12 protein-coding genes and 1 tRNA gene are annotated in these 10359 nt (G+C 72.4%); 2 read left to right on the top strand and 11 right to left on the bottom strand.

What is annotated here, in order from left to right; translation table 11 throughout:
• Positions 1–85: 85 nt before the first annotated feature.
• Positions 86–1054, bottom strand: coding sequence for an aldo/keto reductase (locus tag AC060L_RS02340; protein WP_483796678.1), 969 nt, complete (start codon positions 1052–1054; stop codon positions 86–88).
• Positions 1055–1196: 142 nt separating this feature from the next.
• Between AC060L_RS02340 and AC060L_RS02335 the strand changes: the two genes are divergently transcribed.
• Together AC060L_RS02335 and AC060L_RS02330 are read left to right on the top strand one after the other, a co-directional pair.
• Positions 1197–1400, top strand: coding sequence for a hypothetical protein (locus tag AC060L_RS02335; protein WP_483796676.1), 204 nt, complete (start codon positions 1197–1199; stop codon positions 1398–1400).
• A gap of 152 nt (positions 1401–1552) precedes the next feature.
• The gene (locus tag AC060L_RS02330; RefSeq protein ID WP_483796674.1) at positions 1553–2485 is read left to right on the top strand and encodes a tyrosine-protein phosphatase; all 933 of its coding nucleotides are present in this window, start codon (positions 1553–1555) and stop codon (positions 2483–2485) included.
• Between the two features lie 12 nt (positions 2486–2497).
• Here the strand turns inward: AC060L_RS02330 and AC060L_RS02325 are convergent, their stop codons facing one another.
• The 10 genes from AC060L_RS02325 to AC060L_RS02280 form a co-directional block, all read right to left on the bottom strand.
• The gene (locus AC060L_RS02325) at positions 2498–3445 is read right to left on the bottom strand and encodes an RNA polymerase sigma factor SigF (protein ID WP_483796673.1); all 948 of its coding nucleotides are present in this window, start codon (positions 3443–3445) and stop codon (positions 2498–2500) included.
• Positions 3446–3656: 211 nt separating this feature from the next.
• The gene (locus tag AC060L_RS02320) at positions 3657–4712 is read right to left on the bottom strand and encodes an RNA polymerase sigma factor SigF (RefSeq protein ID WP_483796672.1); all 1056 of its coding nucleotides are present in this window, start codon (positions 4710–4712) and stop codon (positions 3657–3659) included.
• A gap of 254 nt (positions 4713–4966) precedes the next feature.
• Positions 4967–5272, bottom strand: a complete 306-nt coding sequence (locus AC060L_RS02315) for a Dabb family protein (RefSeq protein WP_483796670.1) — start codon at positions 5270–5272, stop codon at positions 4967–4969.
• Positions 5273–5359: 87 nt separating this feature from the next.
• On the bottom strand, positions 5360–5524 hold the full coding sequence (locus AC060L_RS02310) for a hypothetical protein (protein WP_483796669.1): 165 nt from the start codon (positions 5522–5524) through the stop codon (positions 5360–5362).
• Positions 5525–5857: 333 nt separating this feature from the next.
• Positions 5858–6862: a Gfo/Idh/MocA family protein gene (locus AC060L_RS02305; protein ID WP_483796667.1), complete on the bottom strand. Its 1005-nt coding sequence runs from the start codon at positions 6860–6862 to the stop codon at positions 5858–5860.
• 140 nt (positions 6863–7002) lie between these two features.
• Positions 7003–8031: a sugar phosphate isomerase/epimerase family protein gene (locus AC060L_RS02300; protein ID WP_483796665.1), complete on the bottom strand. Its 1029-nt coding sequence runs from the start codon at positions 8029–8031 to the stop codon at positions 7003–7005.
• A gap of 381 nt (positions 8032–8412) precedes the next feature.
• A tRNA-Ser gene (locus AC060L_RS02295) sits at positions 8413–8502 on the bottom strand.
• A 68-nt stretch (positions 8503–8570) separates the two neighbouring features.
• Positions 8571–9080, bottom strand: a complete 510-nt coding sequence (gene tadA, locus AC060L_RS02290; protein ID WP_483796664.1) for a tRNA adenosine(34) deaminase TadA — start codon at positions 9078–9080, stop codon at positions 8571–8573.
• A 44-nt stretch (positions 9081–9124) separates the two neighbouring features.
• Positions 9125–9682 carry a tRNA adenosine deaminase-associated protein gene (locus tag AC060L_RS02285; RefSeq protein ID WP_483796662.1) on the bottom strand — a complete coding sequence of 186 codons (558 nt, stop codon included), beginning with the start codon at positions 9680–9682 and terminating at the stop codon, positions 9125–9127.
• A 307-nt stretch (positions 9683–9989) separates the two neighbouring features.
• Positions 9990–10298 (bottom strand): hypothetical protein, encoded by a 309-nt coding sequence (locus AC060L_RS02280; RefSeq protein WP_483796660.1) that lies wholly within the window; start codon positions 10296–10298, stop codon positions 9990–9992.
• Positions 10299–10359: the final 61 nt, after the last annotated feature.

Raw genomic sequence — 10359 nt, 5'->3', positions numbered from 1 at the left:
AAAAAAAAAAAAAAAACCCCCCCCCCCCCCCCCCCGCCCCCCCCCCCCCCCCCCCCCCCCCCCCCCGCTTCTCACCAGCCGCAGCTCAGGCCGAGGCCCCGGTCAGCAGCTCCAGCTCCGCCGCGGTCAGCTCCAGCGCCACGCCGGCCAGCAGCGGGGCCAGCTGTTCGGGCGTGCGGGCGCTCGCAATCGGAGCGGCCACGGTCGGCTGGGCGACCAGCCAGGCCAGCGCCACGGCGGCCGGCTCGACGCCGTGCGCGGCCGCGACGGTGTCCAGCGCGGCGAGCACCCGGGGGCCGCGCGGGTCCTCCAGGTAGCGGGCGGCGCCCTGTGCGCGGGCGCTGTCGACGGCGGGGCCGCCGGCGCGGTACTTGCCGGTGAGGAAGCCGGAGGCGAGCGCGAAGTACGGGACGGTGGACAGGCCGTGCGCGGCGACCACGTCGGCCAGGCTGCCCTCGTAGGTGTCGCGCGACACCAGGTTGTAGTGCGGCTGCAGCGCGACGTACTTGGCCAGACCCGCCTGGTCGGAGTAGGCCAGCGAGGCGGTCAGCCGCTCGGGGCTGATGTTGGAGGCGCCGATCTCGCGGACCTTGCCCTCCCGCACCAGCGCGTCCAGCGCGGTGATGATCTCCTCGACCGGCGTCTCGACGTCGTCGAAGTGCGTGTAGAGCAGGTCGATCCGCTCTATGCCGAGCCGGGTCAGCGAGGCCTCGGTCGCGGCCTTGATGTTGTCGGCCTTCAGGCCCTTGGCCTCGGGGTGGTTGCCGATCTTGGTGGCCACCAGGATCCGGTCGCGGTTGCCGCGCGAGCGCAGCCAGTGGCCGATGACGGTCTCCGACTCGCCACCGCGGTTGCCCGGCGCCCAGGCCGAGTACATGTCGGCGGTGTCGATGAAGTTGCCGCCGGCGGCCGCGTAGGCGTCCAGCACGGCGAAGGACTGCGCCTCGTCGGCGGTCCAGCCGAAGACGTTGCCGCCGAGCGAGAGCGGGAAGACGGCCAGGTCGGAGTTGCCGAGCAGCACGGTGCCGGAAGGTGCGCGGTTGGTGTCAGTCATGATGCGTTCAACTGAGGGGGTGCACACGACATTCCGCGCCGGTGGCGAAACGCCGTGGCAGGTCGGGGGTGGTGAGGGGATGTCACCCCGGCGAGGGGCCGGACTGTTCCGGGGGGCCGGGAGTTCGTTAGAGTCCCATCCCATGGCTGACAACTATGAAGACCCCGCCGGCAGCACTCAGATGTTCCGGGCTTTCGTGGAAACCCCGGCCCCGGAGCAGGCGCCCGGCAACGTCTCCGTGCACCGCAGTGGCAGCGGTGGCGGGAGCCGCACCGGTGTGATCGCGATCTCGGCCGTCATCGGCCTGGCGATCGTGGTCGCCGTCGTCTGGCTGGCGGTGAAGTAGGCCCCACTCCGCGGCACCCCCGCAGCTCACCCGTGGCAGGGCACGGTCCCGGAACCAGGACCTGGCCCTCCCGGGTCCGTCGGCGTACCCGACTTCGTACTCTTGTCGGGTCGGCCGGCTGGTCGGCGTACGCGAGACCAGGAGGACCCGCCGTGACCGAGCAGCCTGCCGTGACCGTGCCGCCCGCTGCTGCCGCGGCCGCCGAGGAGCTGGCCGCCCGCAGCCTGGGGCTGGCCGGCGCGGTGAACGGCCGCGACCTCGGCGGGTACCGGACGGCGGACGGGCGGGTGCTGCGCACCGGCGTGGCGCTGCGCAGCGACGGCCTGCACCGGCTCGCCGACGGCGACCTGGAGCTGCTGGCCGCCCTCGGTCTGCGGCACGTGGTGGACCTGCGCAGCCTGGAGGAGGTGCGCGAGGCCGGTCCGGACCGGGTGCCCGGCCTGCCGGTCGCGGACGTCGCCGCCGCCGAGCTGTCCGCCGAACCGCTCAGCCTGGCCCCCGCCGACCCCGGCGGCATCACGCTGCACCACCTGCCGGTCTTCGCGGCCGACTTCGACATCTACGTCGCGCTGCGGGACGCGCTGGCCGACCGTGACCCGGTGAAGCAGCGCGAGCTGCTCGGCGGCGACAACGCCGCTCAGATGATGATCGGCCTGTACCGCTGGTTCGTCACCGACCCGGTGGCCCGCGACCGCTTCGCCGCGGTGCTTCGCCTGCTCGCCACCCCGGACGCCCCGCCGGTGCTCTTCCACTGCACCGCCGGCAAGGACCGGACCGGCTGGGTGGCCGCGCTGCTGCTCACCGTGCTCGGCGTCGACCGGGCGACCGTGTACGAGGACTACCTGCTCACCAACGTCCGCTCCGCCGTGCTCATCGACCGGGTCGTGGACAGCTTCGGCACCCGCGGCCTGATGGAGGAGCCGGAGCTGCTGCTGCCGCTGTTCCGCGCCGACACCCGGTACCTGGACGCGGCCTTCGCCGAGGTCACGGCCGGCTGGGCCGACTTCGAGGCGTTCTGGCGGACCGGCCTCGGTCTGGACGACACGGTGCTGGCCGGTCTGCGCGCGAACCTGCTGGGGGAGTGACGGGCGGGCTGCTCAGATCTCGCTGGTCAGTCCCTCACGCAGCTGCGTGAGGGTCTTGGTCAGCAGCCGGGAGACGTGCATCTGCGAGATGCCGATCTCCTCGCCGATCTGCGACTGGGTCAGGTTGCCGAAGAAGCGCAGCATGATGATCCGGCGCTCGCGGGCGGGCAGCTTGGCCAGCAGCGGCTTGAGCGACTCGCGGTACTCGACGCCCTCCAGCGCGAGGTCCTCGTAGCCGAGCCGCTCGGCGAGCGGGCCGTCGCCGTCCTCCTCGCCGGGGCTGGAGTCGAGCGAGCTGGCGGTGTACGCGTTGCCGACGGCCAGTCCCTCGACCACGTCCTCCTCGCTGACGCCCAGGCAGGCGGCCAGTTCGGCGACGGTGGGGGAGCGGTCCAGCCGCTGGGAGAGGTCGTCGCCGGCCTTGGTCAGGGCCAGGCGCAGCTCCTGGAGTCTGCGCGGCACCCGGACCGACCAGCTGGTGTCCCGGAAGAACCGCTTGATCTCGCCGACCACGGTGGGCATCGCGAAGGTCGGGAACTCCACCCCGCGCTCCGGGTCGAACCGGTCGATCGCCTTGATCAGGCCGATCGTGCCGACCTGGACGATGTCCTCCATCGGCTCGTTGCGGCTGCGGAACCGGGCCGAGGCGTAGCGGACCAGCGGCAGGTTCAGCTCGATCAGGGTGTCCCGCACGTAGCCGTGCTCGGCGCTGCCGGGCGACAGCGTGGCGAGCCGGCGGAAGAGCGAGCGGGAGAGCGTGCGGGTGTCCAGACCGGGCACGGTCGTGGCGGCGGCGACGGCCGCGTCGGCGGCGGCATCGGCAGCGTCGGCGGCGAGGTCGGGCTGCCGGGGAGCCGGCAGCGCCACGGGCGGGCCGTCGGTGGCCGGACGGTGCTCAGGGGCGTGCTCGACTACTGCCGTGCCCCCGTGGATCTCTGCGCTGCCCAGGTCTGTGGACATGCACCCACCCCCTCGTAACTGGTCCAACGGGAGCCTCCGCTCGGCGGTTCCCCGGTACGCGCCGATGATCGGCGTCCCCCATCGCTTGCTTACCGGCCCACGGACCCCGGCAAACCCGAACGTCGCAAGATGTCACGTGGCAGTAACGCCCCGCTATCCGCTGATCGTCTGCCGGCCGCCCGACACCCTGCCGCCGCTCGCGACGACTGGTTCACTCCTCCCAGGAGTTACCGGTCCGCAGCCTAGTAAGGATTCGTGACAACAGCCGGGATACGTGCATCTGTGACATGCCCAGCTCGTTGCTGATCTGGGACTGCGTCAGGTTCGCGAAGAAGCGCAGTATGACGATCCGGCGCTCGCGCTCGGGGAGCTGCACCAGGAGGTGCCGCACCATGTCGCGGTGCTCGACGTCGGTGAGCGCCGAGTCCTCGTAACCGAGCCGGTCGAGCAGGGCCAGCCCGCCCTCGTGCTCCTGGGCGGCCTCCAGCGAGGCGGCGTTGTAGGCCCGGCCGGCGTCCAGGCAGGCCCGCACGTCCTCCTCCGGGATCCGCAGGTTGGCGGCGATCTCCGGCACCTTGGGCGTGCGGCCGTGAGTGATCGTCAGTTCCTCCATGGCGCCGCTGACCTGGACCCAGAGCTCCTGGAGCCGCCGCGGGACGTGCATGGTGCGGACGTTGTCGCGGAAGTAACGTTTGATCTCCCCCAGGATCGTCGGCAGCGCGTAGGTCGGGAACTGCACGCCGCGGCCCGGGTCGAACCGGTCGATCGCGTTGATCAGGCCGATCGTGCCGACCTGGACCACGTCCTCCATCGGCTCGTTGCGGCTGCGGAACCGGGTGGCGGCGTAACGGACCAGCGGGATGTTGACCTCGATCAGGGCGGCCCGGACCTGCTCCCGCTCGGGGGCGTCGGCGGGCAGCTCGGCGAGCCGCTCGAAGAGCACCCGGGTGAGCGTGCGGACGTCGATCGGGCGGCCGGGCAGGCCACTGGGCAGCTCGTCCGTCGTCGCCGCCGCCGGGAACTCGTCGGGCAGCTCATCGGGCAGCTCATCGGGCAGCTCCTCGGCCGGTTCGTCGGCCGGGTCCTCGGCTGTTTCGTCGGGGGGTTCGTCGGCGGGTTCCCGGTCGGAGGTGCCGGCCTGCTGCCGGGGTGGTTCCTGGGCCTGGGGGCGGCCCGGCTCCCGGCGCGGCGGGGTGGCCGGGCCCTCCGGGGTGCTGCCCGTGCCGGTGTCCGGCGCATCGTTCTGGATCCGCAACGGACGCGTCACCCCTCCCTCGGTTCACCACCTCGCCCTGCCCGGCAAAATCGGTCATAGCATCACAAGACGGGCGAGGTTGGTTCAAGCACCGGGCGGAGGCGTGTTGACGGACGGGGGTTCGGGGCCGCCAGTCCGCCGAGGCTGCGCGGGTGCGCGCAGGACGGCCCCCCGGCTCGTCGGTGGCTCCGGGGGAGCACTCGGGAGGCGGGGGGCCGTTGGGTCGTGCGGGTGCGACCGATGCTTCGGGCCGGGTCGCGGGAGGATCAGACCTCGAAGTCGGCGACCGCCAGGGTGGCGATCTCCCGCCACTTCTGGCCGACCGCGACGTGCGCCGGATGGGTGGCGTAGGCCTGCAGTCCGGCTTCGTCGGCGAACAGGCTGTTGATCGCATAGTCGTACGCGACATCGCGCGGGCTGACGTTCCAGCCGTGCTGCCACTCCAGCACGCCGGGAACCTGCTGGTCGAGGCCCTCGAAGCCCTTGGCGGCGGCGAGCGCGCGCTCGTCGTCCTTGGCGATGCCTTCGTTGAGCTTGAACAGGACGAGGTGGCGGATCACTGGGTGCTCCAATGCGGGAGGGTGCCGGACCCGGACACGGTAACGCGTGCCCCTGGTGATTCGAACGGGCTGTTCGCCAGGTGGCCCGCTACTGGCCTGCTACTTGATCAGGCCGGTCATGAAGTCCCCGGCCGACTTCGCCGCGTCCGAGATGCCGACGAAACCCGACTGGACCAGCTCCGCCGCGCGTGCGGGTGAGTGGATGATCGTGTAAACCACGAAAATCAGCAGCAGGTACATGCCGATCTTCCTTGCCTGCGCCATCGAACCGCCCCTGTACGTCTCCTGGCCACCGTGTCCCGCACGCAGCTTATCCACCGGATGGCTCAACCAGGTGTGAGACGCGTTCACTCGGGAGGACGAAGGTCCCATTGACTGGGGCCCTTGTACGGATGCCCGGGGTGCCGCCGGACGGCAGGATTGTTGATGTACCGAGGATCTGGCAGGAATCGCCGGTACATGGGTCCGGAGTTCCCCGCTGTGGGACCGGGTGCCGCGCTTCCCCCTGATGCGGCACCGGTTGTGGGACCTCCGCCGGGGGAGCGGCTCAGTCCCCCCGGAGCCGCTCCCCCCACCGGACCCCCTCTCACCAGGCGGTCAGCGCGCTTCCAGCACGTCGGCCGTGGCTGCGGCCGGGGCGCCGGCCGGAGCCGGTACCACCGCGCGTTCGGCCCGGTAGGCGGCCGCGACCAGCTCCAGCACCGCCCGTCCGCCGTCCCGGTGCCCCGCCGGCTCGGCCAGTACGTCGGTGAAGGCGGTCAGCACGGCCCGGTACTCGTGCCAGAGCGAGCCCCGGAAGCCCTGGAAACCGCCCAGCATGTCGGCCCGGTGCACGGTGCCGTCGGCCAGCCCGACCTCGACGTCCTTGAGCTCGCCCGGGTAGCCCCAGTCCAGCTCGACCCGGGCCGTCGCCGCGCCGTCCGCCGTGGCGAGCTCGATCACCGCCTGGCGGTCCAGCCCGTTCACGTCCCGCTCGATCCGGACCCGGCTGACCGTCAGTTCGGCCTCGCCGAGCAGCAGTCGGACCAGGTCGAAGGCGTTCGGTCCGCCGACGGCCACGCAGCCGCCGCCGCACCGCTCCGGATCCAGGTACCAGCGGTCGCCGCCGACGTGCTCCTCGATCTTCTGCAGGTACCGGACCAGCACCGTCTCGACCGGCGCGCCGCTGCCCGCACAGGTGGCCGCCAGGTCGAGCACCGCCGTGTTGTGCCGGCGGTGGAACGCGGTGAAGAGCGGGACCCCGCGCGCGGCGGCCAGCTCCACCAGCACCCGCGCGTCGGCCGGATCGGTGGCCAGCGGCTTCTCCACGCAGACCGGCAGCCCGGCCGCGATCAGGTCCCGGCAGACCGTGGCGTGCGCGTCGTCCGGGACGGCGACGATCACGCCGTCCAGCCGGGGGTGCGCGGCGATCAGCGCGCGGTGGTCACGGAAGCCGGGCACACCGGCTTTGCGCAACGGGGTCAGGTTGGCCTCGGCCAGGTCGCAGACCGCGGCCAGCTCCAGGGCCGGGTCCCGGTCGATCGCGGCCAGGTAGAACGGGGAGACGGCGCCCAGGCCGACCAGGGCCAGCCTGCGCGGAGATGGGCGGGGAGTGCTGCTCATGGGGTGCCTCCGATGGGTGGGATCGGGTGGGGTGGCTTGGGGTCCGTCCGGCGGATCCTGCCGGGCGCGCGACAGGATCCGCCGGACAGGCCCGAGGGCCTACGAGCGTGGCGGGGGAGTGCCGAGGTGGGTGCTGCGGCTCAGCACGGGCGCAGCTCCAGCCCGGCCGGGCCGCAGCTCCAGCCCTCGCCCTCCTCGGCGGCCAGCCGTTCGGCGAGCCCACGCAGCCGCCGTCCGCAGCTGTCGAAGGCGGCGCGGCACTCGGCCGGTCTGGCCCGGTACTCCTCCTGCGGGCGCACCGCGATCTGCGGTTCGATCGACCAGCTGCCCTGGTAGCCGCCGGCCAGCAGCAGCCGCAGGCAGTCGTCCACCGCCGCGGCTCCCTCGCCGGCCGGCAGGTGGACCGGTCCGTCGGGCCCGGCGACGGCGTCCTTCACATGCACGTGCCGCACGTACGGGGCGAGCGTGCGCAGCATCGCGAGCGGCTGGTAGCCGTCGGCCACGCCGTTGCCGGTGTTGAAGAGGAAGCCGAAGGCGGCGGAGTCGGCCGCCGCCTCCAGCAGGCGCAGCGCTCGGCCGGCGTCCCGGCCGGCCCAGCCCGCGCCGTTCTCGTGCAGCAGGGTCAGGCCGAGGTCGGCGGCCCTCCTGGCCAGCACCCGGATCCGGCGCAGCACCTCGCGCTCCCAGTCCAGCTCGGACAGGCCGTCGTTGGGGTAGGACATGATCCGCACGAAGCCCGCGCCCAGCACGGCGCAGCGGTCGGCGAGCAGCGCGAGTTCGGCGAGTTCGCGGTCCAGATCGGTGCTGATCGGGCGGGACCAGCTGCCGATCCGGGAGGCGACCACCGGAACGGTGAACCCGGCCTCGGCGATCCTGGCCGCGGCGCGGGCGAAGGCCGGGCCGCTCAGCAGCTCCACCGGCTGTCCGTCGATGGTGCGCAACTCGATCTCCCGCCAGCTGAGTTCGCGGGTCGCGGTGAGTTGTCCGGCGAGGTCGGCGGCGGCCTCGTCGGCCACTCCGCAGTAGCCGATGCGGCGCAGGACGGGCGGCTCGGCCGGCGCCGTCGCCGCCGGCGGCGGCGCGTGCGGGTGCGAGGCGGCCACTGCGGTGGACCATCCCGGCGAGCCGCTGGGCCCGCCGGAGCGCTCGGTGGACTGTTCCGTGGACATGGTGTCGACTCCCTTGCTCGGCTGCTTGCCGATCTGCGGGGGTGAGTTCGGGGTCCGTCGGCGTCCGGGCTCGCTGGCGACGGCCGGTGGCGGCGACGGGCGATGCGCCGCGGCAGGTGCCGCCCGGCCGAGATCGGTCCGTGGCGCTGCCGCGGTGGGCGTCAGGATGGCGATCGAGTCAGCGGGAAGTCAATTCGCTTTGGGGTGCTACGTCCACTAACGAGTGGTTTGTCGGAAATCAGCACTCATTTGCCGGTATGGGACTGGACAGTCACCGTGGCCGTGCTCTTCCGGTGCAGCGGGCCGCCCGGCGGTGGCGGCGGCTGCGGGAGCCGGGAACGCCGAAGGGCCCGTCCGGATCGGACGGGCCCTTCGGTCTGCTGGCGGTAGCGGTGGGATTCGAACCCACGGTGAAGTTGCCCCCACACACGCTTTCGAGGCGTGCTCCTTTGGCCGCTCGGACACGCTACCGAGAGAGACTCTACCGGACGGGCGGCGCGGGAACGAAATCCGTTCCGGTGGCGGGGGCCGCAGCGGGCTCAGCGGTGGGTGTCGAAGAAGCCGCGCAGCTGGGCGCCGCACTCCTCGGCGAGGACGCCGGAGATCACCTCGGGTCGGTGGTTGAGACGGCGGTCACGCATCACGTCGAAGAGCGAGCCGGCGGCGCCGGCCTTCTCGTCGAGCGCGCCGTAGACCACCCGGTCGATCCGGGAGAGCACGATCGCGCCCGCGCACATGGTGCAGGGCTCGAGGGTGACCACCAGGGTGCAGCCGCTGAGGCGCCACTCGCCGACGGCCAGGGCGGCCTCGCGGATGGCCTGGACCTCGGCGTGCGCGGTCGGGTCGCCGATCGCCTCGCGTTCGTTGTGGCCGCGGCCGAGGATGCCGCCGTCGGGGCCCAGGACGAGCGCGCCGACCGGGACGTCGCCGGTGGCGGTGGCCAGGGCGGCCTCCGTGATGGCCAGGCGCATCGACGCCGTCCAGCGGTCGCGGACCGGGTCGGGGCGCACCGGGGCCGGGAGCGGGGCGAGGTCGAGAGAGGGCTGCATCCCACCAGTGTGGGGGATTGGCCCGGTCCCGACCCCGCCTGCTGTCAGCGGACGGCCTCCAGTACCTCGGCGCAGCCGAGGGCGTCGGCGATCTCGCTCAGCGCGTCGCCCGGCTCGGCCCCTTCGCCGGCCAGGTCGAGCAGGTCCGAGGCGGTGACCCCGAAGTCGCCGAGCAGTTCGGAGTCGCCCAGCGGACCGACCGGCACGCCGCCGGGACCGGTCGCGGGGGCATCCTCGTCGTCCTCCTCGGAGTCGGTCGTCTCGCTGTCCTCCAGCTCGTCGACCAGACTGTCCAGATCCTCGAACTCGCTGTCGCCGGCGCGGCCGACCAGCTCTTCGGTGAGGACCACGTCCCCGTAGGAGCTGCGCGCGGCAGCGGCGGCGTCCGAGACGAAGATCCGTGGATCCTCCTCGCCGTCCACCCGGACGATGGCGAACCAGGCGTCCTCCTGTTCGATGAACACCAGGACGGTGTCGTCGTCCTCTGCCGCTTCGCGTGCCAGGTCGGCAAGATCGGCAAGAGTTTCGACGTTGTCCAACTCGGTCTCGCTCACATCCCACCCGTCCTCGGTGCGAGCAAGCACTGCAGCGAAGTACGCCACCAGGGACTCTCCCAAATGGTCTCGGCCGTAGGCGATCTCGGGCGAACGCGGTCTGGCCGCCCCCGCACCAGAGGCGGTCCGCTGTTCGGACCGTCCCACTCGGAATCGTGACAGAAAGCCTGCCTCTGCGGGGAGTGTTCGGCAGCGCGTCTTCGCAGGTCGTGTCGGAATCCCGGGGTTTGTCCCCGGGAGTTGATGAAGTCTTGGTGGCGACCCGGCCACGTGGTGGGGCTGGGAAGGCGAAGGGATGCGCCAGGGGTTGGACCGATGGTGTGCCGGTTCGGCCGGGTTGCGGCGTGGCGTCGGCTCAGATCCGGAACGTGCGCATACGCAGGGCCTCGCGCATCCGGCGTTCCTTGGTCTTCCGGGGCTGCACCCGGGCGCGCAGCTCGCGGGCCTCGGCGAGTTCGCGCAGGAAGACGGCCCGGCGACGGCGGCGCTGCGCCTCGGTCTCGGGCGGCTGATCGTCGGGCGCGGACTTCTCGTCAGGTCCGGCCGGCTCGCTCCGCTCGGCCTTGCGGCCGTTCTTCCCCGCCTTGCCCCGGTCGGTCCTGCTCCGGGCGGCCTTGGGTTGGGTGGCCCCACCCCGTTCGGTTGAGCCCGGGTTTCTCTTCATACGGTCTGACTTTCCCAGAAGTGCCCGATTGATACCACAGCAGACCCACCCGGATGGCTGC

Source organism: Kitasatospora sp. NEAU-69 (genome assembly GCF_057158765.1).
The sequence above is the reverse complement of the archived record's forward strand: the minus strand, read 5'-3'. Positions and strand labels throughout refer to the sequence as shown.

Coding starts and splice junctions, on each gene's coding strand:
- AC060L_RS02340 (WP_483796678.1), bottom strand. CDS start 1,054: ATGACTGACACCAACCGCGCACCTTCCGGCACCGTGCTGCTCGGCAAC.
- AC060L_RS02335 (WP_483796676.1), top strand. CDS start 1,197: ATGGCTGACAACTATGAAGACCCCGCCGGCAGCACTCAGATGTTCCGG.
- AC060L_RS02325 (WP_483796673.1), bottom strand. CDS start 3,445: ATGTCCACAGACCTGGGCAGCGCAGAGATCCACGGGGGCACGGCAGTA.
- AC060L_RS02310 (WP_483796669.1), bottom strand. CDS start 5,524: ATGGCGCAGGCAAGGAAGATCGGCATGTACCTGCTGCTGATTTTCGTG.
- AC060L_RS02305 (WP_483796667.1), bottom strand. CDS start 6,862: ATGAGCAGCACTCCCCGCCCATCTCCGCGCAGGCTGGCCCTGGTCGGC.
- AC060L_RS02300 (WP_483796665.1), bottom strand. CDS start 8,031: ATGTCCACGGAACAGTCCACCGAGCGCTCCGGCGGGCCCAGCGGCTCG.
- tadA (WP_483796664.1), bottom strand. CDS start 9,080: ATGCAGCCCTCTCTCGACCTCGCCCCGCTCCCGGCCCCGGTGCGCCCC.
- AC060L_RS02280 (WP_483796660.1), bottom strand. CDS start 10,298: ATGAAGAGAAACCCGGGCTCAACCGAACGGGGTGGGGCCACCCAACCC.